Annotated in this window: 15 protein-coding genes; 5 read left to right on the forward strand and 10 right to left on the reverse strand. The window is 56.8% G+C overall.

The window, feature by feature from the left end; translation table 11 throughout:
* Positions 1 to 34 precede the first annotated feature (34 nt).
* On the forward strand, positions 35 to 823 hold the full coding sequence (locus OQE62_RS06530) for a 3-hydroxybutyrate dehydrogenase (protein ID WP_265721201.1): 789 nt from the start codon (positions 35 to 37) through the stop codon (positions 821 to 823).
* A 42-nt stretch (positions 824 to 865) separates the two neighbouring features.
* Positions 866 to 1,486, forward strand: a complete 621-nt coding sequence (locus tag OQE62_RS06535; protein WP_265721202.1) for a response regulator transcription factor — start codon at positions 866 to 868, stop codon at positions 1,484 to 1,486.
* 134 nt (positions 1,487 to 1,620) lie between these two features.
* On the opposite strand, the gene OQE62_RS06540 is transcribed toward OQE62_RS06535, so the two are convergent.
* The 3 genes from OQE62_RS06540 to OQE62_RS06550 all read right to left on the reverse strand — a co-directional run bounded on the left by OQE62_RS06540 (position 1,621) and on the right by OQE62_RS06550 (position 7,231).
* Positions 1,621 to 2,553 carry an alpha/beta hydrolase gene (locus tag OQE62_RS06540; protein WP_265721203.1) on the reverse strand — a complete coding sequence of 311 codons (933 nt, stop codon included), beginning with the start codon at positions 2,551 to 2,553 and terminating at the stop codon, positions 1,621 to 1,623.
* Positions 2,540 to 3,748, reverse strand: coding sequence for an MFS transporter (locus OQE62_RS06545; protein WP_265721204.1), 1,209 nt, complete (start codon positions 3,746 to 3,748; stop codon positions 2,540 to 2,542). The genes OQE62_RS06540 and OQE62_RS06545 overlap by 14 nt, the downstream gene beginning before the upstream one ends.
* Before the next feature lie 120 nt (positions 3,749 to 3,868).
* Complete coding sequence (locus OQE62_RS06550; RefSeq protein ID WP_265721205.1) at positions 3,869 to 7,231, reverse strand: hybrid sensor histidine kinase/response regulator; 3,363 nt, start codon at positions 7,229 to 7,231, stop codon at positions 3,869 to 3,871.
* Positions 7,232 to 7,482: 251 nt separating this feature from the next.
* Between OQE62_RS06550 and OQE62_RS06555 the strand changes: the two genes are divergently transcribed.
* Positions 7,483 to 9,705, forward strand: a complete 2,223-nt coding sequence (locus OQE62_RS06555) for a TonB-dependent receptor (protein ID WP_265721206.1) — start codon at positions 7,483 to 7,485, stop codon at positions 9,703 to 9,705.
* 85 nt (positions 9,706 to 9,790) lie between these two features.
* Here the strand turns inward: OQE62_RS06555 and OQE62_RS06560 are convergent, their stop codons facing one another.
* The 4 genes from OQE62_RS06560 to OQE62_RS06575 all read right to left on the reverse strand — a co-directional run bounded on the left by OQE62_RS06560 (position 9,791) and on the right by OQE62_RS06575 (position 11,901).
* Positions 9,791 to 10,009 carry a hypothetical protein gene (locus OQE62_RS06560; RefSeq protein ID WP_265721207.1) on the reverse strand — a complete coding sequence of 73 codons (219 nt, stop codon included), beginning with the start codon at positions 10,007 to 10,009 and terminating at the stop codon, positions 9,791 to 9,793.
* Between the two features lie 413 nt (positions 10,010 to 10,422).
* Complete coding sequence (locus OQE62_RS06565; protein ID WP_265721208.1) at positions 10,423 to 10,836, reverse strand: hypothetical protein; 414 nt, start codon at positions 10,834 to 10,836, stop codon at positions 10,423 to 10,425.
* Entirely contained in the window at positions 10,833 to 11,381 is a 549-nt protein-coding gene (locus tag OQE62_RS06570; protein WP_265721209.1) for a hypothetical protein, read from the reverse strand. Before OQE62_RS06570 ends, OQE62_RS06565 begins: the two co-directional genes overlap by 4 nt.
* Positions 11,382 to 11,424: 43 nt before the next feature.
* Positions 11,425 to 11,901 carry a hypothetical protein gene (locus OQE62_RS06575; RefSeq protein ID WP_265721210.1) on the reverse strand — a complete coding sequence of 159 codons (477 nt, stop codon included), beginning with the start codon at positions 11,899 to 11,901 and terminating at the stop codon, positions 11,425 to 11,427.
* A 260-nt stretch (positions 11,902 to 12,161) separates the two neighbouring features.
* Between OQE62_RS06575 and OQE62_RS06580 the strand changes: the two genes are divergently transcribed.
* Positions 12,162 to 12,323 carry a hypothetical protein gene (locus OQE62_RS06580; RefSeq protein WP_265721211.1) on the forward strand — a complete coding sequence of 54 codons (162 nt, stop codon included), beginning with the start codon at positions 12,162 to 12,164 and terminating at the stop codon, positions 12,321 to 12,323.
* Between the two features lie 253 nt (positions 12,324 to 12,576).
* Here the strand turns inward: OQE62_RS06580 and OQE62_RS06585 are convergent, their stop codons facing one another.
* From OQE62_RS06585 to OQE62_RS06595, 3 genes are all read right to left on the reverse strand, one after another.
* Positions 12,577 to 13,155 (reverse strand): hypothetical protein, encoded by a 579-nt coding sequence (locus OQE62_RS06585; RefSeq protein ID WP_265721212.1) that lies wholly within the window; start codon positions 13,153 to 13,155, stop codon positions 12,577 to 12,579.
* A 2-nt stretch (positions 13,156 to 13,157) separates the two neighbouring features.
* Complete coding sequence (locus OQE62_RS06590; protein WP_265721213.1) at positions 13,158 to 23,531, reverse strand: RHS repeat-associated core domain-containing protein; 10,374 nt, start codon at positions 23,529 to 23,531, stop codon at positions 13,158 to 13,160.
* Between the two features lie 300 nt (positions 23,532 to 23,831).
* A complete protein-coding gene (locus tag OQE62_RS06595; RefSeq protein WP_265721214.1) occupies positions 23,832 to 26,165 on the reverse strand; it encodes an outer membrane protein assembly factor BamB family protein in 2,334 nt (777 codons plus the stop codon).
* Here OQE62_RS06595 and OQE62_RS06600 point away from each other — a divergent pair.
* Entirely contained in the window at positions 26,164 to 26,370 is a 207-nt protein-coding gene (locus tag OQE62_RS06600) for a hypothetical protein (protein ID WP_265721215.1), read from the forward strand. The genes OQE62_RS06595 and OQE62_RS06600 overlap by 2 nt on opposite strands.
* Positions 26,371 to 26,467 lie beyond the last annotated feature (97 nt).

Genomic DNA, 26,467 nt, shown 5'->3' on the forward strand with positions numbered 1-26,467 from the left:
ACCATGAAGAAAATAACAGCCGCGGGAGTTTTCAGTGCAGCGGGAACAGCGACAGCCAGTCTTGATTACCGGGTCCACCAGCGGCATCGGTCTCGCCATTGCCCACGCCATGGCAGAAGCGGGATACCCGGTCATGCTGCACGGCATCATGTGGCCGGAAGAGGGCGAGATTCTCGCCAGCGAGTTTCGCGATCGCTACGGCGTGGACTGCGGAATCAGCACCGCCGATATTGACAGCGAGGCCGGCTGCGCGCAGCTGGCGGCCGACACCCGCGAGGCCCTCGGCAATCCCTCGGTACTGGTCAACAACGCCGGTGTCCAGTTCACCGCGGATGCACACCACTTCCCCATCGAACAGTGGCAGAGAATACTGTCCATCAACCTGAGCGCGGCCTTCTATCTGTCCCGCGACCTGCTGCCGGGTATGCGCGACGGCAACTGGGGCCGCATCGTCAATATTTCCTCGGTGCACGGCCTGGTGGCCTCGGAACAGAAGGCGGCCTACTGCGCCGCCAAGCACGGCCTGATCGGCCTCACCCGGGTGCTGGCGCTGGAAAACGCCGACCGCGGCGTGACCGCCAATGCCATCTGCCCCGGCTGGGTGGAGACACCGCTCATCCAACCACAGATCGAGAGAATCGCCAGCGACGAAAACCTCGATATCGAAACTGCGAGGGCGCAGCTGATCGGCGCCAAACAGCCCATGCCCAAAGCCACCAGCCCCGAGGCCATCGCCGGTCTGGTGCTGTACCTGTGCGGGCAATACGCCGATACCATTACCGGCGCCGCACTGCCGGTGGACGGGGGTTGGACCGCGCAGTAGTATTTTCTGCACCCTCGACAATTTTTATAAAACGGGTGTGAAGTGAATTACCGACTGCTGATTGCCGACGACCACCCCCTCTACCGCGATGCCCTGGCGACTACACTGACGCGCCATTTCCCCGACTGCACATTGCTGCAGGGCGAGGATCTGCAGTCCACACTCGGCGAACTGCGCAACAGCGAAATCGACCTGTTGCTGCTGGACCTGAATATGCCCGGCAGCGAGGGCTTCAACGGCCTGGCACAGATCCGCAACGACTTCCCCGCGGTGCCGGTAGTGGTGATTTCCGGCAGTGACAAACACTCGGTGATCCAGCAGGCCGCCGCCTTCGGCGCCAGCGGCTTCCTGTCCAAGACGGCCAAGCCGGATGAAATGGTGCAGTGCATCGAGCGAGTTTTCGCCGGCGAACAGTGGTTCAACCCGGAGGCGATGCAGGAGGCGGAAGAGACACCACTCGCCGAGCGCCTGGCCCGGCTGACGACACAGCAACTACGTATCTTCCAGATGATTGCCCGTGGGCAGCTGAACAAGCAGATCGCCTACGAACTGGATATCACCGAGCCCACGGTAAAAAGCCATGTGACGGCGATTCTGCGCAAACTGGAATTGCGGGACAGGAAGCAACTGATTCGGGAGGCGCAGTCGCTGACCCTGCTTTAGGTCATGCCGGACTCGAGCCGGTATCCAGACCGTAGGGTGCGCCGCGCGCACCGGAAAAACCTCGCCTCTATCGGCTCTCGTTCGGTGCGCACGGCACACCCTACAAGACGTAGGAGCCCGCTTTCGTCACGGGTTCAGATTCCGCGCACATACTCGCCCACATGCCGATAGAGTTTCGCGCAGGCCTCCGGCACCAGCTTTTCCAGATTCAAAAATGCGTGGATCATATCGTCGAAATGCAGTGACTCGGTGGCGATACCGACCCCCTGCAGCTTTTTCAAATAGGCATAACCCTCGTCTCGCAGCGCGCAGAACTCGGCGGTAATCACCAGTGACGGCGGTAGATTGTCGGTAAATTCGCCGTGCAGCGGCGAGGCGAGCCGGGGGTTTTCCGAACCCTGAAAATAATTGTCGAAATACCAGAGAATTTTCTCTTTCTCCAGCAGGTAGCCGCTGCCGTTCTCCTCGATCGACGGCTGCAGCATTGTGTAATCGAGGCCCGGGTAGATCAGCACCTGTGCGGCAATATCGTGCCGGCGGTGTTGCAGCAGGCGGCAGGCAGCGGCGCAGAGTGCGCCGCCGCCGGAATCCCCCATCAGGATCCAGCGGTTGTCGTGCTCGATATTTTTCCGGTCCAGCACCGCACCCAGGCCGCGCACCACACTGATCAGGTCGTTCAGCCCGGCGGGGTAGGGATTCTCCGGCGCCAGGCGATACTCCACTGATACCAGCGTGCGTCCGCAGGCCTCCGCCAGGCGTCGGCAGATGGGATCGTAGACACTGACACTGCCGGCCATATGGCCGCCGCCGTGACAGTAGATAATCGCCGGTCCCGGCTCGGCATTCCTCGGTTGGTAAATCCGCACCGGCACCGCATATGCACCGCCGTACACCAGGGTTTCGCAGACCGCCATCTCCGGCCCCGGCCCGACAAAAGTGCGCGTCAGGTTGGCGAGGCTCTCGCGGGCGGAAATCGGCGTGGCTTCAAAGCCGGCAGCTTTCATTTTCGCCAGCTGGGCGTTGACGCCTTGCAGCCATTCGGCCAGTTTCGGGTCAAGCCGGCGCATTGTCGGCCTCCAGGTTTTCCGCTTCGGCGGTTTCCCTCGACTTGCCGCTCTCCGGCAACAGGAAGGAGAAGACGAACAGAGAGGCGGAACAGGCCACGGCGAAGTAGGCGGCCAGCGCCGGTTCGCCACTGATGTCCGCGAGCAGGCCGGCGCCGTACATCAGCACCGTCTCCACACCATAGGAAATGGACCAGAACATCGCGAAGGTCACCGTGATCCGTGCCGGCGTCATGCCCGGCAGTTCCTGTGGCAGGGTTACTATCGCGGTCATCGGCAGGAACATAAAGAAACCGGCCAGCGCCGCCGCGGCGTAGGCGACAAGCGGGTTGCGGCTGACCAGCATCAGCGCGGCGAAAATCACCAGCCCCAGACCGGCACAGCGCAGTACCGGCAGGCGCAGTGGATAGCGACGGGTCACGACGATGCCGGCGGCGGTGCCAACCATACCCGCGGCGATCATTACCGCCGACAGGTGATGGCTGGCCACGGCAAAACCCTCGATCAGCGGGAAAAGCGAAAACACGGAGATATAGCAGAAGAGCACGCCGCAGAAAGCCAGTGGCAGCCACCAGTTGAAGCCTTCGCGAATCCCCTCTTTGAGGCCGTATTTCTCGTCCGGTTTATCGCCGCCGCCGGACAGGGAAAAGTTTTCCGCAGACAGCCACCAGAGCACCGCCAGCGCCGCGACCATCACACCGTAGAGAACCACCACCGACTGCCAGCTGCCCAGCCAGGCGGTGAGCGCGCCGGTGGACAGCAGCGCAAGCAGGTTGCCGGCATTGAACGCCGCCGCGTTGATACCGTTGACCAGCGGCCGCTCCGGCGCGGAGAAGTAGTGCATTACCACCGGATTGAAGTAGACAATTGCCAGCGCACCGCCGAGCCCCAGTGCCAGCCTCGAGAGCAGCCAGCTGCCGTAGTCCACCGCGAGGGCACCGAGACCGCCAGCGGCGATCAGCAGGATCGCCAGTGCAAAGGCGCGCACGACCCCGAGGCGCATCAGCAGCATGGCCGCGGCCAGGTTGCCGACGATCTTCGCCAGGGTAATCACGTTGCTGCCCCAGGTGGCGTTGGCAAAGCCTTCCTCACCGAAAGAGGACTGGATATCCGGCGTCAGTATCGCGCCGCTGACCCAACTGGCAGCGAACAGTGCGTAGGCACTGAACATCAATATTTCGAGCAGGTATTTTTTCATTGTTGTTACTTCTTAATCACCGGTAGTTGGAGTGAGCGAAGCGAACTCCAACATCTGCGCCGATGGTCTTGTTGGGGTTCGTAAAACTCACCTCAACCTACGCTTTTAGGGGGCATCGCCCTATACGACCTTGGTCGCAGGCCCGACCCTTTTCTTCTGCTGCGCCTGCAGCAGCGCCCGCAGCGCCGCCGGTCGCAGGGGTTTTTGCAGGAACTGCCAACCGGCGCGCTGGGCGCGGTTCTTGACCAGGTCGGTATTTTCCGCGGAGATGATCACACAGGGCACCGCCGCGCCCCAGGTGTCCAGCATCTGCCGCGCCAGGGCGATACCGTCGAGTTCTTCGTCCAGGTGGAAATCCATCAACAGCAGATCCGGCTGCGGCAGTGCCAGTGCCTCGCGCCGGTTGCGCGCACAGTGAACGTTGCAACCCCAGCCGCTGAGCAGGGTCTGCATGGCCTCCAGGATTGACGGTTCGTTGTCGACACAGAGCACCTGCAACTCCAGCGCCCGTTGCGCAGGCGGCAGCTGTGTGGGCGCCGTCGCCCTGCGCTGCACCGCCGGCACCCGCGGCAGGCGCACGCGGAAGACGCTGCCGCGCCCCGGCCGCGATCCCAACCCGATCGGCGAATCCAGCAGGCGGCACAGCCGCTCCACCGTGGCCAGCCCGAGCCCGTAACCGTGCTCGCGCTCGACGCCGCCCAGCCGGCAGAACTCGCGGAAGATATTTTTCTGCTGGGAGACGTCGATACCGCAGCCGGTGTCCCACACCTCCAGCGACACAGTGTCGCCGCGGCGACGCGCGGCCAGCAGCACGCCACCGCTGCGGGTGTACTTGATCGCATTGTCGAGCAGGTTCTGCACCACCCGACGCAGCATTTTTTCGTCGCTGTTTACCCACAGATCGCAGGGGCGATAGCGCAGCTCGATACGGCGCGCGGCGGCGGCGAGGCGGGTCTGCTCGACCACCTCGCCGAGAATCCGGTCCAGCGTGGTGGGCTGTATATCGGGGTGGATATCGCCGGCATCCATACGGGCGATCTGCAGCATGTCGGTAATCAGTTGCTCCGCCGCGGCCAGTGCACTGTCGGCGCGGTTCAGCAGACCGCGGCTGTCGCCGTCCAGTTGTCGGGCAGTGAGGGCGTCGAGGAACAGGCGGCTGGCGTTGAGCGGCTGCACCAGGTCGTGACTGGCGGCGGCGAGGAAGCGGGTCTTGCCGCGGCTGGCCGCCTCCAAATCGCGGTTCAACTTCTGCAACTTTTCGTTCAGGGACTGCAGCGCACCGGTGCGCTCGGCCACCTTGTGTTCCAGCGAATCCCGTACCTCGGTGAGCTCCGCCAGCGCGCGCTGGTAGTCGGAGACATCGGTGTAGGTAGTTACAAAGCCACCGTCAGGCAGCGGGTTGCCGCGGATCTCCAGCACGGTGCCGTCTGTGCGGTGGCGCTGCACCCGGTAGGCGGTGCCGGCTTTCAGATGCTCGACGCGCTTCTGCACATGCATTTCCACCGCTCCCGGCCCGCACTCTCCGCGGTTGGCGTTGTAGCGCACCAGTTCCGCCACCGGCCGGCCGACATAGATCATCGACGTGGGATAGCTGAAAAGTTCGATATAGCGGCGATTCCAGGCAACCAGGTTGAGGTTGGCATCCACCACCGAGATACCCTGGTCGATATTATCGATACTGCTCTGTAACAGGCCGCGACCGAACTGGTAGATGGCCGAGGCCTCTTCCAGGTTCTGGGCACTGGCGCTGTTGGACTGCCGCACCAGCCGGCGGGCGCTGGTGGAACCGACGATACCGGCGAGAACCTTTTCCACCGTGCCACGATAATCCCGCTGCGGCTGTTCTTCCAGCCCGGCGAAGGTGCGCGCCGCCGCATCGTCGCCGACAAATCTCGCCAGCAGTTCCCGCAGCTGCTCCCTGTCCACCGGCCCCTCCTCGGCACCGCGGCCCTGCGGGCGCCAGGATTCCAGCAACGCGGAAACCAGCAGCAGCGCGGCGCAGTTGGCACCGAGGCCGAACAGGCAGCTGATCGACAGCGAGTTCCAGTCGAGGCCGAGCGCCCCGGCGATCGGGTCCGGCCGGCCGAGCGCCGCCGGCAGCGCCGACAGGGCCCAGACGGCCGTGCCGGCCAGCAGGCCGGCGATAACACCCGCGGCGCGAAGCCGCATCCAGGTTGCCGGCCACCAGACACCGGCAATCATCGCCGGCGCCAGCTGTGCCACCAGCGCCAGGGACAACAGCCCGAAAGTGCCCAGGCGCACACCGGGGCCGATCCACTCGTTGACCGCAAAGGCGGCCAACATGATCAGCGCGATAATGCCGCGGCGCACGCGGCGCAGGTCGGAGCCCAGTGCCTGGCCGGCCGGGCGCCTCTCCATACGCCGCGGGCGCCGCAGTTGCTGCAGCCACCAGGGCACCACCATGGTGTTGGCGATCATCGTCGACAGCGCGATGGTGGCGATGATCACCATGCTGGAACCGGCCGAAAGACCGCCGATAAACGCCAGCAGCGACAGCGACACGGAACCACTCTGTTGCGGAATGCCCAGCACGAAGCGCTCGGGATTACCGTACGATTCGGGAAGCCACAGCAGGCCGCCGTAGCCGACGATCAGTATCGCCACCGACAGGATGCCCAGGTAGATCGGGATCAGCTTGCGCACCGGGCCGATATCCTGTTCGCCGTCGCTCTCGATCATCAGGATATGGAACTGGCGCGGCAGGCAGAACATGGCCGCCATGCCCAGCACCACCACGGCGAAGTAACCGGTATCCGCCGGGCGCGCCGCGGCCAGCGCCTCGACCCGCTCGCTCGCCAGCGCCGCCCCGGCCAGATCCGCACTGCCGTCGAAGGCACTGCCGAGCACAAACCAGGCCACAGCGACAAAGGCACCGATCTTGACCAACGCCTCGAAGGCCACCGCCAGCAGCATGCCGTTGCGGTGCACGCTGCTGTCGATATGGCGAGTGCCGAACAACAGCGCGAAGAGACCGATGGTGGCACTGACGATCGCCGTAACCGTCGAGGAACTGATTTCCTTGCTATCGGCCAGCAGCAGGAAACTGTCCGCAACGGCGCGCAGTTGAAGGGCCAGATAGGGCAATATTGCCACCAGCGCCAGCACGGCCACCGACGCCGCCAGCCACTGGGAACCGCCGAACTGGGCACTGATAAAGTCGGCGATGGAAGTGGAACCCTGCCGCTTGCACAGGCGCACAAAACGCACCAGCAGCGGCGCGCCGGCGATCAGCATCAGGCTGGCGCCGACAAAGGTCGGCGGCAACAGCCAGCCCTCCTCCACCGCTTGCGCCGGCGTACCGAAAAACATCCAGGCGCTGGTATAGGTACCGGCCAGCGCCAGTAACAGCGGCTTGATCGGGCGGATGCGGCCAACCGGCAAGCGATCGCCCCAGAAGGCGATGGCAAACAGCAGCAGCAGGTAGATGAGGGCGACGGCTGCCAGTGACGTCAGACTAAACAAGGGACTGCACCTGATTTATTCTTGTAGCTCTCCGGTCCGGCGCCGGCCGGCTATGTGACCGCGCCAGCCACTCCGGCCACGCCGGAGCGGAGACCGGAATACAGACAATACCCCAGCGGCTGTTTGTTGTCCTCCAATCCGAATGCGATTCTTGTCATACCTTGGTCTAGCAGGCAAGTGGAGCGGGGATGGATACAGTGGCAATCCCGGAATAATCAGAATAACCATAATTTTGGTGATTGGAGAGAGCCATGACCAGAACGATAAAAAGTGCAATAAAATTCCATCCCCTCGCCGCCGGCGTCATGCTCGCCTGCGGTGCCAGCTTTACCTATGCCGACCCCACACTCGAGGAGATAACCGTAACCGCACAGAAGCGCGAGCAGTCATTGCAAGAAGTGCCGGTGGCAGTGACCGCGATTGGCGAAGATACGTTACTGCAGAACGGCGTCAGCGACCTGACCGATATCCAGAAGCTGTCCCCGAACACCACCCTGCAGGCCAGCCGCGGCACCAACTCCACCCTGACCGCCTTTATTCGCGGTATCGGCCAGCAGGACCCGCTGTGGGGTTTTGAGCCGGGTGTCGGCATCTATGTGGACGACGTCTATCTCGCCCGCCCGCAGGGTGCGGTTCTCGATATTCTCGATGTGGAGCGCGTGGAAGTGCTGCGCGGCCCGCAGGGTACGCTCTACGGCAAAAACACCATCGGCGGCGCGGTCAAATACGTGACCAAGAAAATGTCCGGCGACTCCCGCGTATCCGTAAGCGGCGCGCTGGGCAGCTACAACCAGCGCGACCTGAAAGTCGCCGCCACCACCGAAATCGCCGACGGCGTCTACTTCGGCGGCGCCATTGCCAGCTTCCAGCGCGATGGCTACGGCGAAAATGTCATCACCGGCGACGAGCAGTACAACAAGAATGTACTGAGCGGGCGCGTCGCACTGGAATTCAATCCGAGTAACGATCTCTGGATTCGCCTGGCGGCCGACAAAACCCGGGATGACTCTGTCCCGAAACACGGCTATCGGGAGGAAACGGGGCCGAACGGAGAACCGGTCCTCGACAGTGTGTACGACACCGAATCCGGTATGCTGTATGACAACTCAGTGGAAACCAGTGGCGAGTCGCTGACTGCCGAATGGCAGCTATCCGATAGCGTCATGGTCAAGTCCATAACCGCCCAGCGCGAAGGAAAATCCGAAACGTCGATCGATTTCGACAGCCGCATCGCACCGGACTTCGATGTCCCCGCCTATTACGATGACGAACAGTTCAGCCAGGAGTTCCAGCTGAACTGGGAAGGTGCCACATCGAACCTCGTCAGCGGACTTTACTACTACACCGGCACAGCGGCAGGGGCTTTCAATGCGGTCCTGGGTTTCTATGAAGACAATCCCATCCTGGGTTTTCCACTGACACAGCTGGTGGCCGGCTCCGTTGATACCGACAGCCTGTCTGCTTACGCACACTACAACTGGAGTTTCGCTCCCGACTGGAACCTGAGCCTCGGCGGCCGCTATACCCGCGATGAAAAAACGGCCGACGTACTCAAGGAAAACTACATGGGGCTCTATAGCCCGGAGTTTCAGGACGAGTACTATCCGGACGCCGACGACTCCATCCCGATTGGAACGCTCACCGACTACAGCAACAGCGACACCTGGAGCGAATTTACCCCGCACATCGGCCTCGATTACCAGTTCAACGAAGACATCATGGTCTACGCCGCCTACAGTACCGGTTTCAAGAGCGGCGGCTTCGATATGCGCGGCGATGCCACTGCGCTGCCGTCTACCAAAGACGGGTTTGACCCGGAAACGGTAACCACTTATGAGCTGGGCACCAAGTCGGACCTGTTCGACAATCGACTTCGCTTGAACGCCGCGCTGTACTATGCCGACTACACCGACATGCAGGTTACCGTGCAGTCCGCCAGTCCCGCCGGTGGTTTTGTCAGTGCAGTACTCAATGCCGGTAAAGCAAAAATACAGGGCGTGGAACTGGAGGCGTCACTGGCCGTCACTGACAACCTGCTCGCAAATATGACGGTGGGCTATGCCGATACAGAGTTTGTAGAGTTCATCTCTGGCGGTGAGGACATTTCCGACCAGCGGGATATGCAAAATACGCCGGACACCACTGCGATGTTCCAGCTGAATTACTCCCTGCCGATGGAAAGCGGGGCGGAAGTAGTGCTCAACCCGTCTGTATCCTACCGGGCCGATACCCAGATATTCGAAACGCCCAACCCGATACTCGATCAGGAAGCCTATACGCTTGTGGATATGAGTGCGACCTACTACAGTGCGGACGGCGCCTGGAACCTGAGCCTGGTCGGCAAAAACCTGGCCGACAAGGAATACCGTGTCGCGGGTTACGCCTATACCGCTGCGTTCGGCCGCCCCGGCCTCGATACCGGCTTCTACGGCCCACCTCGCACCGTCGCCCTGACCGGCAGTTACAACTTCTAAAGCGCGTTTGTTCAGGGGGCGCTCCCCGCCCCCGGCTCATCGAGCGACGGCTTGCCGCCGTCAGGTTTAACGGCGGCTTTTTTGTTTACGACGGATCGGCACGTTTCTCGGCAGCTTCCTGCAATTGCCCTTCGACCTCTTCCGCCTTTTCCAACGCTTCCATTTGGTGCTCGGGAATCACGCCGCCGGCTTCATCCGCTTGCGTTTCCGCGGCAGCCGGTTTTTCCACTTCCGCCGCCCGATCGTCGGCGCCGCAGCCGGCCAGTATGATCATCGCCGCATACAGTAAATAGTGTGCTCGCATGGTGCCTCCTGTCGTCATTGTCATTCGGGCCATTCTATCCGGTTTCCCCGGCCCGCCGATGCAATCGGCTTCACACTCCTCTGCAGAAACCCTGCAAGGGCTCTCTACTCTCTTATCCCTGGACGGCTATCTGGAGCTGGTCGACTGGAGCGCACGCATTCTGCGCGAGGAAAGGCGCGGGGCCATCGATGAAAAGCTGCGCCCGATTCTGGATAGGTTGCAAATCGATCCTCGACATTGGCTCTACTTCAACAAAACTTCGAAAGCCGCTTCAAGTCCTTGGTGGGCACGGCACACTTAGCGCGAACTGCCTGCGAACGGCTCGGCAAGCATTGGGCGCACGGACCGGGTGAAGGTCAGATAAACAAAGCCCTCGGCAGATCGCTGCCGGGGCTTGACGACTAATTCCTACGCTAATTTTTCAGGACGACCTTATAATATTTCGAATCACGACTCAGCGGAGCCACAACTGAAACCAGTAAAGTATGTCCAGGAGGTATCAGATATCGAGTTGTGTGTGGACTATTAGCAAAAGGCTTTTCAACTGAAAGCAAAATCTGATTCTTTGCATCTAAATAAATAAACTCCACACCTATATCTTCATAACCTTGGATATCTGAAGAGGTAAATGTAACCTGAAGATTAGAGTTTCCCTCTTCGCCCACAACCTCCTCTTCAAAAACTGACACCCCAATTCTTTCTAAAAATTGAGGCTCCTTCTCGACAACCTCCCTGCCATCATCTCCGGCAAAAACTGTAGCAAAACACTGAGCCGACTGCAGACCAAAAGCCAATAAATGTAGCATAATCCCAAATGTTACCTTCATTGTCCACGCGACCTCATAATTGAATCATATTCTCGCTTATTCATCATGGAGCCATGACTAATGCCATCACGATGTCCGGTTTCGTGAGCAATCACACTCAGAACACTCTCGGAACCTGTCACTGTAAACCCTCCGGGACCAACACCAATAACGTGATTTCGATAACCGGACGTACCAAAAGGGTAATCAATATAATTATGCACCGTCGCGCCCGGGTAAACATAGGACCAACCCTCAACACTCCCGCCTAAGAGCAACCTGTAGTTAGAATTATTCTGTAAAAATTCAATTCCTTCTTTAGCAGTAGGTCGATATCTGATGGTCTTCGTATTACAGACTTTAGGACAGAATGCATGCCGATCATCGAACTTAACGGTTTCGTTAACATTGAGGTCACTCTGAGTTTCCGCTAACTTCCTTCCCTCCTGATATATCGCCTCCGGGTTTTCAGGAAGTTTTTTCAAAGTTTCAATACCGGCCTCATTAGATCCGGAAGTATTAGGATCAACTTCCTCACTACCTATTGAGCTCAGAGCGTACGCCATAGCAGCAGTAGCCGCCCCATTTGCAAAGTTACCACCATATTTGCTAGTCAGTTATATAATCTTTCGGATCAACTCTCCTTCTAATTGTTTCCCCCTGAATCGTATACGTATTACCAGATGATTTGTAAATCGTATCGAAAGAAAACACTGGCTTTCCTGATCTAACAGCGCTCACCAGCACATCGAATTCTTTCTCCTCAAACGCGCTGTTGAGAGGAATAATATCCAATATTCTTATCTTGCCATTCATTTCCTCTGGAGAGGTAAGGTGGTGTATTTCTCCATCGCGGCTCAATAAACAGTATATTTCCGGGTAGTCTGAAATCGTCCCATCTTTTCCATTCAAAGCATCCTGTTTCGTCCGAAAAGTTATAGAAACGTTATTTCCAACGGAGACAGAATTTACGTGAACTGTCGACCAATCAGGCCCCAAAGTACTACCCTGAATATTCTTTGATTTAGTATTAGCTAAGGCAGAAACGCAGGTTTCGATCAAAGGTAAGTGTTCAGGTATCGACATACCGTCACCTCCTGCAAGAACTCCTGTCGATAGCGACCAAACTAAAGTTAAAAACAGAAAACACTTCATCATAAGCCAGTACCTCTTCTTGACCTTGACATATTAGTGGCAGTAGAACAGGCCGCGCTACCTGGACTACAAACACAATAACTAATTCCCGCTCCATTCTGGTTTTGGTGTGACATATATAACGGAATACCGTTGTCTTTTACCCAGCCAACATCGCCCCCTCTGCCACTATTAGAATATTTAGTTGAGAAGTGACGGTAACCGTATCCACCTGGATGAGTGTGGCATCCCCCAGCTGCACCACTACCACTTATACCAACGCTTCCGGCATCACCAACGATGGGCATTTCGTAGGAGTATCCATCTCCATGAGCTACGAGTCTCCCGCCAATCTCTACGTTGTGAAGCTCTGATACAGGATGAACAACGCTCAATGCTTCTTTGGCCGCAGCATCCAAAGCCCCATCTCCTGTAAAGACTTTACTAGGATCTAAATCACCTGATTCGACCAGTTTTTGTAACTGCTGTCTTGCTGCTGCTTGGCGTTCTTCTAGAGGTAGGCGGATGGGTCAACACCATCCTTATTGACAGTACTTGATCTTCCTATTGAACTAACAGCAAACGCAAAAGGCGTCGTAGCCGCCCCATTTGCAAAAATTAGTGGGGTTAGCGGCTGCTGGCTTTTAACTGCCGGACAACCTTCTCAACGTCCTTTAATGGAAAATACGAATAGACCACGATGGATCGTTTATTCGTAACATCACTAGCATCTTGGTAATCGACCACAGCCTTATCCTCAATAAGGCCGGGAATGATCGGATGTCTAATTGCTTCCCATCGGACAACCCTAGAATCATGATGTGGGTTCGGACCCGCAACTTCTAATGCTAACGACCCAACATAATTAATGGGGTTACCCTCACTGTCTACATCTTCGCTCTTCGAGAGAAACAGCAGATACGGCACCCCAACTTTCAAACCTGCCAGAGCAAGGAAGCAAACCGAGTCACTGCCAAGCGATCCAGAAACAGCCCGCTCTATTCTGGCACAATACTTTAGCGGCTCTTGGGAATTCCTCTCAGAAGAATCTCGAACAGCAGATTCTGCCTCATAAATAAACCCTGTAGCTATCAAGTCCGCCCGACTAACTACCTTTTCAAAGGTTAGAGGTCTAATAGTAGTTGAAAGAGCCTTTGACTGGAGGCTTATTGACAAACAGAAAACTAGAAACAATTTCCATTTCATAATTATTTGCCTCCCAAAGCCTTGTATCTCTGATAGGCTTCATAGCCATGCCTTTCTGCTTCTAGGTGGGGATAGACCGAAGAATCAACATCCACGCCCATAGTGTGAGCGGCCTCATGTCCTACCGCCCAAACAACAGCTCCAGCAGGAGACACATTTAAACCACCTATAACAGCGGGGTTCGAATCCGCCCCCATAACTACCGCGGCATCCATGGAATTAAAAGCCCCGCGATAAAGGACAACTCTTCCGCTATCTTCAAAGAATTCACCTCCCGTTGCGAAGCGGTTAACATCATCAACCTGAGCACAAGGGCCATCACATATAACTCGGCCAAGCTTGTTGTCATACATCATGTACTCATCAACATATTCAAATGATGTACCGTCCGCAGATTCTATTCCGAATTGCCCTTTATTCTCCCAAACCCACTGCGCGTACTGTTCTCGCCCTTCAGGCGTACTCAAATCAAAATCAGGGATTTTCTGGCCAGATTGAGCCGCAGCTTGCACTGCCATGGCCATAGCCGCGGTAGCCGCCCCATTTGCAAACTTCCCACCAGAAATCTTCGAAGCCGTTCCACCAACTATCGCCCCTGCGACGACACGTCCTATGGGGTCATCGATTTTACCAATTCTGCCGCCGACAGTTCCCATAAACCCTGCGGAGGCGAATCCATGCCCGAATTTGCCACCCTGCATAATGCTGCTGGCGCCACCAACCATTCCATAGGCTGCAAATTTTACCGTATTTGCTGCCCATCCAAAACCAGAGAAGTCTGCGCCGTTTATACCACTGAATGCCGCTGAGGAAGCAAACGAGATTATAGCCATACCAAAGGCCTGATCCGATGATGCGCCCATCGCGCGACTGAATTCATAACTCCACGCTGCTGCGCCAGGAGGCCCACCATAGTAACTGAAAACGACGGTCCCCACGAGGTTGACCAGTTCGGGACCAAAGACTTTAGCGGCTCCGCGGATAATATTCCTGCCCAGCTTCTTGATAGAACTCAGGAAATACCCACTGGGGTCCGTGGCATTCAACGGATTGTTCCGCACATAGCTATACCGGTTGAACATCTGCGCATCCGACGCAGCTTGCACAAAAGGATCCGCCTGCAGGAACCGCCCGAGCCGCGGGTTATAAACCCGCCCATTCATATGGATCAGTCCCACCTGGTCCAGCATCTCGTGCCCGGTATACCCGCGATAGGTAATACTTTGGTCAAAATCTTCGAGCGCTGCCGCTATCAAAGCATCCCAGCTCAGCGCATTACGTCTCTGACCCCAAGCATCAAAGGACATAATCTGCTCGATACTGCCGTCTCCCGTCGTGATTACATTCACTGATCCCAGGTGGTCCTTGTGCATGTACCGGCTAGTTCGAGTCCCCCCTTCAATGGTTACCAGGGCACCACCGGGGAGGTAACGCTTAGTGATTTCGCTGCCGTCCGGCTTGGTTATTTTTTCAACATTGCCGATATAGCGGGTCTCGGTGATGCCGCCGCTGCCATCGGCATCGATTCTGAGGTAGCGGTTTCTATCCGGGCCGTATTTGAACTCGGTAGTGTGATCATTCTCATAGTTTTTTATCCACAAGGGTTTATCGAAGGTGCTGTATTGGAGCTTACGCTTCAAGGTGCCACTGCTTTTAGCGCGCTCCTCTTCCATATTGCCGTTGGCATCATAACTGTAGGTAACGATATCCCCATTTTCATCTTCTGTTTCGCAGAGGGCGTGGGCGCCGTAGCCCTGATCACACTGATTACTACCGTAGCGATAGTCGCCTACGCCCGACTTGGATTTAATATTACCGAGGCCATCATAGGTGATCGCTTGAGCTGCCCCGCCGTCGAGCCGGGCGCTCTTAAGACGATTGAGGGCGTCGTATTCAAAGTGTTCTTCCAGATCCTTCTCCAGCTCCTTGGCACCGCTACTGTCTAGGCGGTAGTCCAGGTTGCCCAAGTTGTCCCACTGGTAGGTGAGATCCTGAACTTCGAAAGCGCCGCTTATTGAGGCAATTTGGTATTCAAGTCGGCCAGTAGCAGGGTCGTACTCCCGCTCAGTGACCACGCCATTACCGTTGCGGTAGCGGGTTACATTAGCGCGCTCATCCATGGCCAGTACCGTATAGTAGTTCTCGGCACTGGCCTGATTGATATTTTCCGCATCCACCACGGCTTTCAGGTAGCCGTTACTGTTATAAAGGTTTTGGGTCGCGCTGTGACTGAAACCATCGCCTCCAGCATCGAACTGTTGGAAGACGCGACCGTACTGGTCATAAGTAGTGTTGGACCAATGCTCACCCCCCTCCTCGCTGAGCGAGGTCAGCGTAAGATTGGGCCGACCGAAACAATCATAGCTCTGCGCTTGGGTATAGCCAGATTCGGTCTCCGTCACCCCGGAAAGAGCACCGAGCGGAACATAATCCTCCCCTTTGAGACAGTCAGCCTGGCTAGGTTCGTCGTTGTATTTCCACTTGGCTTTGGCTTCTATACTGTCTTCACTGAGGCTATCATCACGATAGTCGATACGTGTGACCATGCGGCCAAGTTCGTCGTAGAAGTTTTCCACTACTTGGCCCTTGGCATCCTTCTGCCAAGTGAGCTCGCCGAAACCGTTATAAGCGTATTCCCAGAAGCCTTTGTCCGGGTCGTCCATCGACTTTTTGCGGCCCAACCTGTCGTAGGTCATTTCAGTTTCGGTGGTGATCAAGCCTTCGTCGCCGGTGCGGGTCACGCGGAGCAATTTACCCTGGGCGTCATAACGGTATTCGACGATACCACCTAGTTCGTCTTCGACTTTGATCAGTTCGCCCATAGCGTTTTTGACTTCTGTTTTGCTATGGCCCTCAGGGTTGATGGTAACAGTTTTGTAGCCGCTGTATTCGATATGGATGTCATGACGTACGGCTCCAGGGTTGGATACACCGTTATGTTGCGCGGTGCCAGGCAGGTCGGTGCCAATGACGCGGCCGAGAATATCGTAATCCATGGTGGTCCAGTGATCTGTGCCACCGTCACTGGCAAAGTAGGGTTCGGATTTGCGCGAAACATTGCTCTGCTCGTCGTACTCGGTATCCGCGTAAACCCAGCCTCCATCAAAGCCCTGTGTGGCACTGCGGGTTTCTCGGGCGAGCACGTCGAAGCAGGTCAGAGATTCTCCACCGCCGGCTTCCTCTACCGTCTGCTGGTAGGCGCTACCACTGGGACAATGGGTGATATTGGCCGTGGATAACAGTGTAATGGTGTGAGCTCCGGTCTGGTTATACTCGAGCACTTTGCGGCCGAAGGCATCGTAGCGGATTTCCGAGACAACGCCGGCGATATCTTCAATCTGCGTCGGCAGTCCCAGATCGTTGCGATCCAAGATTTCACTCGTAACCTGGTTGTAGGAGTTGATCTCTTTATGCAGATAGCGGCCTTCATTGTTCAGGTAGACCCAGCGACTGCTGCGGGGATCCTCGCCCTCTGCTGTCCGGGTTACCTCCACCTTATTGCCAAACTCGTCATAGCTGTGACGGGTGGTAAGCTTCAGAGAAGCCTTTTCACCTGAGGCATCCGGTTCGATGATTTCCGTTTCAAGCAGCCCCGCCTTGCTGGTGCCGTCATCATAGTAGGTGAAGCTACTGGTGCGAGTCTCTTTATCAGACACACCTTCTTCGGTACGGCTATGAATCACCGTCGTTCTTGTCAAGCGGCCCAACTCCGGGTAGGTGGACAGGGACTGATCACGGTCCGGAAAGGTGATGGTATCGCTGCAGTTACCATTGACGGGATTGCCGCCTATACAATATTCATTGTAGGTATCGGTAGTAAAGCTGTCGCCACCAGCAGTGGTTGTGACAGTGATATGTGTGGGATTGCCGTGGTTGTCATACTCGTTGACCGTAGTGGCGGTTTTCAGTAGATCCTCGCCTCCGGTGTCATTCAAGGCCCAGGATTTTTCCTCGCTCTTGGCGAGCCAGGGCTGTAATGGGCCCAAGGCGGCGCTGCCCTGACTCTTGGCGTCGTCTCTCCAGGTTTCGTCCCAGTCTTTGCCATCGGAATTCTTCAGCTTCCAGGTATTGACAGATTGGCTCAATAGCTTGCCATCAGCGGTTTTCACCTCGGTGCGTTCCGGGTAGCCAATATAAGGGAAGTCCTGACGGTAGAAAGTGGTAGTTTCTACCCCTGTCTGTTCGTCCACAGTACGCAGTTCTTCGAAGCCCAGCAGACCACGGCCGCCAGCCTGAATCTTGCCCTGGGCGTAGTAGTAGCGAACGGCACTGGTGTTCCCTGGGTCGCCGGCGGTGGGAGCACTACCCTCTACGCGGGTAACCACATACTTGGGGCCCATCAGCTCCAGGGTGGGCGAGAGCTTACCAAGACGATGGTCTCCGTTTTCCCCGGTCCAGTCATCGTTGAGGGCGCTGTAGTAGGCACTGAGATTGGGGAAGTCGAAGTCGTAGCACCATTGCCGGTAATCGCCGGAGCCTGGTCCTGACGCGTAGTCGGCGTAATCGCAGCGAGTTTTGGTGGTCGTGGGGAGGTCACGGCGGCGGTAGTGGCCACTTCGGGCCAGGGAACCGTACTCAATGGCGGTTTCCGCACCCAGACCATTGGTGATGGTTTCGATGGTATTGACGGGAGTGCGGACATCATCTCCAGCTGGGTATAGGACCGCTCTCTGGCTATCTATGCGTACATAGTCAGTGAGGCCATTGCCGGTCATGTCCAGGAATAGATGCAAGTTGTCATCACTTGCAAACTTACGCAAGACCTCCTCTTCGCCAAATGATTCCTCCAGGCTATTCCAACGCCTTATTTTCACTTCCTTGTCCTGTTCATCGTGCCAGGCCAGGTCCAGGTAGCCGTCGTTGTCATAGTCGAACCACTGGCGCTGCGGACGTACGTCGGGAATTTCCACTTCCTCGGCGAAGCCGGCGCCGGTATTGAGACGGTAGTAGGTGGCGCCACGGCGATAAACAGCATCCGGCAAGCCGTCGCCGTTGATGTCCACTGCTTCTAGGTGGCTGGCTCTACCCAAGTGGAAGTAACTGCGGTATTCACCCATGCTGCCGGCGGCCATCAGCATCAAGCCGGCGTCGTAACTGCAGGTGCCGCCTTCACCCTGATGGCCCGGGGGACAATCGTCCATCATAAACAGACGTACCACCGGTTCCATCAGGCCATTACCATTAAAGTCCGCCGGCGCGGTGTCGGTATACATTTCGACGCGCCGCTCCATGGTGGCAATATTTGTGTCCGGAGGAAGGTTAGCCGGCTCTATTCCTGTCCAGTCGATATCCAGATCGGGGGTTTTGCTGTCGCCATAGCTGTAGTAGTGATTGCTGCTGGTATCCGTGCCCGCTTGCAGCAAGCGGTACTCGTTGCGCGTCAGATAGTCAGCGAGACCGTCGCCGTTCAAATCAACAAACTTAGCGATGCGACGACCAACGCCGGTGTCGTGCGGTGTGCTGGAGAGTTGCCAGTTGCCATAGTCATCGGGCTGGGAGAGGAAAGCGACCCATTCGTCCTCTTCACGCATGTGCACCAGTAGATCTGCACGACCATCGCCATTGTAATCGGTAACCTCCCATTTGTTCCGATAGGGCGCATTACCGTCATCCCGGAAGACAGTCTTTTCCTGGCTGAAGCCGGTTTCCGTGGCCAGCAGGGATTTGAAGTGTTGGGCAGTGATATCACCGGTTTCGGGGTCCCTTTGTATTTCCAGCCAGACCAAGTCCATACGGCCATTACCGTTGATATCCGCCGGGCGCGCGCCGGCGGCGGCGCGATTACTGCCTTCGCTGAGGGTCGCGGTGCTGGCGATACCTGAAAAGCTGCCCGGCTGTGGCAGCCGCCAGTCGAAAACGGTATAGGGCTGGCAAAGGTTGTCAGCGCACTGGCGGATTCGTTCTAGGCGACTTAGCTTGTCTACAGGGTAACTGAGGTATTCCAGTTTGTACTCGCGTACGGGCTGTACTGTACCGCCGCTTCCTTTATTCTCTACGCGAATACCGGATAGCCGGTACAAGCTTTTCTGCTTTTCCCCGCCAAGGTATCCGCGAATTCGATCTTCCCTGTCTTCGTAGTCAAAGTTCACCCGGGCGTCCCAGTTCTTTTTACTAGTGGCACTGCCATAGGCGTAACGGATTTCGCTGATACGGTGTCCACCAGCCGTTTTATAGACAAATTCAATACCATTGCCGGCGCTGTCCTCGAAGCGCCTGATACTCCAAGTGAAGGTGACCTCATCATCGCCTTCCCGAATGGTTCGGCGGGACCTGTTGTCCTCCCCTACGGGATTGCCACCATAGTAGCTGATGGAGCCGTCCTTGCGTTCCACGGTAAAATAGAGCGGGTCTCCGGCTTTCCCGCCATGCGCTTTGACCTGAGCGAAGCTATCAATTTCGGTGCGGTAGAGGCTACCGGGCTCGCCGTACTCACCTTCCACAACCAGGAGGCGTTGGCCATCCAGACAGAAGCGGTCTTCCTTGCCCCAGTTGATAGCTTTGGCCCGCCGGTCCTGCCCCAGGGTCTGACGACAACGGCTAATGGCGGAGAGGCCGCCGATGGCCCAGCCGTGGCCGACCAGGCCATTGCCGTTCTGGCTGGAGTAGTTGAGGGAGAGTTCCGGACTCACACCAGCAGTGCCTGCAGGCAACTCAAGGGGAATTTGATAGGTGGCAGCACCCATTTCGTTGACACGGAAGTCCCCTGGCAAGCTACCGATCTCGCTGGAAAGGGCCATCTCACCCTGATCCAGCACAGGCATGGGTGCCGGAGCCGGTGCTGTCTCTGTAACACCGTTCCGGCACAGGTTGGCGCAGGGGTCAATATTGGCGAGAAGCGCCTCCCGGTTGGAGATGCCGTCTCCGTCCGCATCGCTGTCGCCACTCTCGGACTCGATATCGCCAAAGAAGAGAATTTCCCAGTAATCCGGTAGGCCGTCCTGGTCGCAGTCGCGGGTGTATTCGTTGTCCTCTTCGCAATCGAATACTGCCCAGGAGTAGTCCTGGTCGTAGAAATAACCGAATGTCTGTTGCAATAGCGTGTTGGTGGTGTTGGCGTAGTCTTGCGATTGTGCGAACAGGGTAGCCACGGCCGCGCGACTGAGGCCATCGTCGCCGCTCATGGCGTCCAACAGCATGGCGCGGGTGTACGTCTGGCCATTATAGGTAAACGCTGGTTGGCCAGCACCGGGAAAGGCGCGCTCATAGAGCCGGTCGACAAAGCCTTCATTGGTCGACGGCGGAGGTGGGAAGTTCGCCTTACCGGTGTCGGATTTCAGAAAGGCATTTGCCACCTCCTGTGGGCTGGCACCCTTGACCTGGGCGTAGGTCCAATAGGTTAGCTGATCACGGCTAAGCGAGAGCGGTGGCTGCAGCAGCAATCGATAGAGGCGCGCGGCCGTGAGATATTGAGGCAACTGCTCTTCGGTCGGTTGCCAGTTTTCGTTTTCCAGCTGGTAGGCGAGCAGTGAGTCGTCCGCGCTTTCCCAGGTGAGCTGGTCCGGGCCGAGGTCGCCGCGGCCGAGGGCATAGACCTGGCTGCTATCCACGGTGGTAAAGTAGAGGGTGGGGTTATCGCTGCTACCCGCCAAAACCGGGGTTTCGGCGATACCGGCACCGACACCGTAGATCCACCGAACAGCACCGTTTTGAGCCTGAACAGCGTAAAGAATCCCGTCCATTGACCCCTGGTAGAGGGTGCGGTTCCCGTCCAGCACCGCGGAGGCCAGCAGGTCGTCACCGGTTTCCAGACGCCACAGTTCCAAGCCCAGGGGCGTAAGAGCGTAGAGGTTGTCGTCCAGAGAGCCGACATAGATATTGCCGTTGACCGAATCCACCGTGGGCGTGGCCTTGACCCGGCCGCCAGTGGCGAAGGGCCAGCCCGAGACCACGGAACCATCTTCCGGATTAAGGGCGTAAACCTGGTTGCCGGACCCCACGTAGATGGTGCCATCGGCGCCTACAGCAGGCGCGGAGTCTACCTGGCTCAATTTTGCGACGGTCTCGTCGCCGTAGGCGTTGATAGCGGCGCGTTCGCCGTTAGCGTTCTGCACGGCGATATGAAGACCTTCCCCCGAGTTGAGAGCCTCCACCATGCTGGTATCCAGAGGAAGCCAGGCATAGGTGGTGGGATCTTCTTCCGTAGGGGCCTGCCAGCCGACAGTATCCGGATGCAATTCCTGCTGGGCACCGGACTGGATATCCGTGACAGTGAAGATAGACGACGGGTCCAAACCATTGCCGCTGACTCTAAGGCACTCACTGCCGCACTCAGTGTCCAGTCCGGTGCTGAGCAGCGCTGGGGGCAATACGTCAACGGTCAGTATTTCCCCGCTTTCGGTACACCCCTTGTGGTTGCAGGCATTGAGCCAATAGCTGTAGCTGCCCGGCGCCATGCTTTCCGGCATGGGGTACTCGGTTTCCAGGCTGTTGTGCGGCAGTTTCGGCCAGTCTTCCGGTGCCTCCGAGCCATCGGCACTCGCGCGCACTTCATAATAGCGGGGCTTGGGTTCAATCGTTACCGGGTTCCAGCTCAGACTGTAATTGCCAGTAATGTCAAAGCCCTGATGCTCTGGTACCACGGTAAACCCTTCCGGTGCCCGGGGCTTTTCCGTTTCCACATCGAGCGAATAGGCAACGCTAGGATCGCCACACCCCTGGGAAGAGTCGTTACAGGCACGGACCCGGTACCAGTATTTGCCGTGGGAGCGATTCGAAATGTACCAGGACTGGCCGCTTGATACCCTGTAGGCACAGTAATCTGAATCTTCATCGTACTGCCATTCGCAGGCGTCGCCGACGACACCCTGCTGACGCTCTTCCACCACATAACCGTCCGAGGCGCCGGAAACCAGATCCCAGTCGAGTTGGTAGAAGCCCGTGGTGTTAACGGGGAATGGTGCCGGCTGGTCATCAATGCGAAGGGCTTCCGGGGGTTCCGATGGCTCCAGGGCCTCAACCTCTACCCGCTGTTGCTGGGATTCGGCGGAAACACCCTCGTTGTCCATGACTTCAGCATATATAAGATGGGTACCGGGAACTGCAGCAGCCCATATTTTCTCGTAAGGTGGTTCGGTGAACTCGAAGGTTTGAGAATCGATGTGGATCTTTACCCATTCGATACTGCCATCCGAGTCTTCTGGGGTGACAACCAGATTGAACTCTTCAGATTGCTCAACAATTTCCGGTAGATCCGTCAGTGAAACCGTGGGAGGCTCGTTTTCCGCCACGTCGACTTCAACAAAATGAGTCTTTGAGAGGCCCCACTGGTTTTCCATCTTCGCGACGATTTTATAGCTCCCCAAGGGCGAGGCTGTCCAGTTGGCGTTCCAGCAATCACAACTGTCATCATAGTTGACGGGCTGATTGATCGGTATGAGGTCACCGGCCTCCATTTGACGGAAGAAGCTGACTCCATTTTCTAGAATTTCCTCACTGCCAGTGTTGGCTACCCGCAGGGTAGAATTGGTACCGTAGCGAATCTCGATCTTATTCTCAGTGGTAGTGGGCTTCAGCCACTCAAAATTAGGGACAGGAGGTGTTTGCACATTAACAGCCAGCACTTCGCTGGCATCTACCGGGGCACTGCATTCGAGTTCATTGCAAGCAAAGACACGGTATTGGTAGGTGCCGGTCTCGCGGGCGTTGTTGATCGGGTACGTCAGAGGTGGCTGTACGGACTTCCTGAAAGCATAGCAATGTCCGTGAACCATCTCGGATCCGTTATAGGGATTGTCGCTGGCGCACCAGCCGGGCCAGCTTCCATTATCGTCATTCCGTTTCCTTTCCTGGACTATGTACTCCTCGATATCGCCTTCGGTCGGCGCATCCCAATCTATGTTGTAGGTACCATCGTATTGATCATCTTTCCTTGAATAGCGGATATTTGTCGGCTCTTTTGGCGCCTCGAGTTTATCCACCTGTACAGTCAACTCCCCGCTAGCGCCTCCCGTACCATAATTACAAGCTGGACAGTCGTCCCGATACTCTTTGGATACAGAAAAACGATAGGAATAAATGCCGTCATCCTTGGAAAGGTCTATGGAAAATGTTTCCGGATCCGGATGCTCCTCCCCCCTTGTCCTCTCGAATTCTTTGGATACTATAAGCTCCTCTTCACCACCATTCGCCCGTTCGTATATATAAAACCGGATGTATAGCTTACAGCCTTCCCCACAGGAATTCATATATTCTTCAGTATCGGAAAAAGTAAAACTTCCGGTATAGTTATCGATTTCTCCACTGGCTGGCAGGGGCTCGCCGTCAATCAGCCATTGCGCGGTGGCGCTGGTAGATAGAAACCAAAGCACAAGAAATAGCGATAACCTGATAAGCCGGAAAGTATTCTCGAAAACTCCTTCCGTATTACTATTATTCATTCCATTCAACCTTTAAATTCCAGCTTTCACCATCTTGGTGAAATACGTCGGAGATATTAGTCGCCTCAAAATTGTTTTGACCAAAGTCCACTCTCCGGACCGTCATTCCGGACTTGATCCGGGATCCAGCGGAGGTACCCCGTCGGCCTGTCCGGAACAAGTCCGGAACAAGTCCGGAATTACGATCGCATGGAGCGAATACAGGACTCGCCCGTTGTTAAAGGAACCTGGACAACTGTTAATACAATTATGAACCCTTAATAATTACAGATTATGATCAAACGATCCGACACTTAGTTTTTATTGCCCCAAAGCGCTGTGCCAGACCAGCCGCTCTCCCGCGGGATTTGACTCAGTATTCAGTGCAAAAACCTGCTTGTCTTCTGTATGCACAACCAGTTTTTGTTGTGCCAGTGCTGGGGCAGCGGTAATTTTTTGCTCTTCCGGCAACTGGAAGTGCCATAGTTGACTACCGGTCTGTACATCCAGAGCATAAATATGGCCGGTGTAGGTAGAGATATAGGCCGTTGTCTTGTCCTCGCTGAGGATGGGAGCGGCAACCACAGCGCCTTCGGTATCAAAGTGCCACACGGGAGTTTTATCCGCTTTCAGGGCAAAAACACGACCACCTTCCGCCTGGCGGCCGCTACCGCTGATATTGGCACCGGCGATAACCAGGTTTCCGGTAATGGCGGCCTTGCCCATTACCAAGCCGGCATCTTCGAATGTCCATTCCACCTCACCGCTGGCATTCACCTTGTAGAAGTTGCCATCGAAAGCGCCCACGTAGGCGCTGCCGTCGTCAGCCACGGCCAGTGAGGTGGCGATTTTTTCCTCAACAGGTACGGTTGGCGTTGTCCAGAGGTCCGGCGGGGGTGGCATGTCGAGCGTTATCGCCAGTGTTTCACTGGTGGTTCCTCCGGGGCCGGTGGCTTTCAGGGTGTAGTTGGTGGTGATCTGCGGGTTAAGTACGAGGGCGCCCTCACTTTCGAGATCGGTTTGAGGTTCATCACCAGTGTCACCGCTGATTTCTAGTTCCTGTGCCCCGCTTACCCGCCAACGCAGTTCCACTTGCTGGCCCTTGCTGGAAATATTCGTAGGAGAAGCGGCGAAGGTTTCAATGGTGATCGGAGGGAAGCTGGTGGAGTCCTCGGGATCTGTACCTTCGGCGACTTCCTCGGCATCGTTGACGCCATCGTTGTCGCTATCCAGTTGTTCCAATGCACAGCCGTCGCTATTGGCGGTCTGGGTACTGGCAGTATCCGCACAAAGGTCGGCGTAATCGGCCACCGAATCACCGTCGCTGTCGATAGCAGTGGCGATGCCGGCATCGCCGAGATTACCGGCCAGATCCTGCACCGAGGCATCGAGCGAAATTTCCGCATCGGTGGAAAGCGGTTGCGGGAGTGCGCAAACTGCGATATTGGCATTGATGGTGCAACCAGTGATGCTGTTGCCGGCCACGGAAACCGCAAGACTGTCATTGTCCAAGGCTAGGTTGTCAGATAGCAACAACTTCAGTTGCGGCTGCCGTTCACGCAGCAGTGCGCCGTTCGCCGGGGAAATGAAACTGATTTCCGGCGGCGTCCGGTCGAGACTAAAGGAGGTCTCAACGGAGGCACTGTTACCGGCTAGGTCTTCGGTACTGCCGCTGACCGACTGCCCTTCGCCATCGCCGGAATAGGTTTGCGCTTCGGGACAGTTGGTGATGCCGCTCAGGTTGTCGCTGCACTGGTAGCTGACAGTGATCGGAGCGTTGTGCCAGCCGGCGGCGTTGGCCTGGGGTGAGACACTGGCGGTGATTTCCGGCGCAGTGAGGTCCAGGTTGACCAAGCTCTGGATTTCCGTTGCATTGCCAGCGATATCGACAATACTCGCATCCCGCGTCTGACTTTCGCCCTCTTGAGCTACCTGTTGCGGTTCGGGGCAGGCCGTTACGCCGCTCAGGCTGTCTTCGCACTGGTAGCTGACGGTAACCAACTCTCGGTGCCAGCCGGCTTCATTGGCGGCGGGGGTGATCTGGTCGGTGAGTTGCGGCGGGGTTTTGTCCAGGCTGACGGTGACTTGTGTTTCAGCGCTGTTGCCAGCTTTGTCCACGGCACTGCCGGTGATCTGCTGGTCGGCGCCTTCCCCGCTCACCAATATCGGCTCGCTGCAGTTTTCCACGCCGCTGAGGGCGTCGTCGCAGGTGAAGGTGACGGTAGCATCGGTCTTGTGCCAACCGGCGGGGTTCGCTTCCGGGCTCACGGCGGCGCTGATGGTGGGGTTGTCGTTGTCGATGCCGATCACTTCCGCACCGAGGGCGCTGCCGGGTTTGCCACCCAGTTGCACCGTGAGGGTATTTTGTAACTGCAGGGTAACCGAGACTTCGAGGAATTCGGTTTTCTGCTGGAAGGCACTGGGAAACAGGAGTTCATTGCCGTTCACCAGCACCCGTGCGGAGGTTACCGGGTCATCATCTCCCGGGCCGTTGTAGATGCGCAGCTGGTAATAGCTTCCGGCCACCGGGGCGCTAAAGGAAACGCTCTCCTCAACCGGCTTGCCATTGTCACGCACGAACAGGTAGCTGCCGGAAACCGGAAATTCCGCTGCATGGGCCTGGGAAAATAAACCGAAACCAAAGAGAATTGACATGTGCAGAACAAACGCCTGCACGCGGAAAATCCGCTGCGACTGCATATACTCCCCCAAACCCGAAAGCGAAAAAATTATTCACGAGCGCGCAATACCCAATACTTCAGTTGCGCAGTTTTCATTGTTGGTGGACAGCAAACCACAAAATGAACGTGATTTTGATAGCGCTATCAAAAAACAAAATGAAAATAGCGCCATTTTTTGATTACCTACGAAACTTTTTGCAGGATTTGTAATTGCGTGTAATGAGAGCGAACACTCAATGATCAAATTGGTACCACCGAACCTTTCTGTATCGAGTT

This window comes from Microbulbifer halophilus (assembly GCF_026183675.1).
Taxonomy (GTDB): Bacteria; Pseudomonadota; Gammaproteobacteria; order Pseudomonadales; family Cellvibrionaceae; genus Microbulbifer; species Microbulbifer halophilus.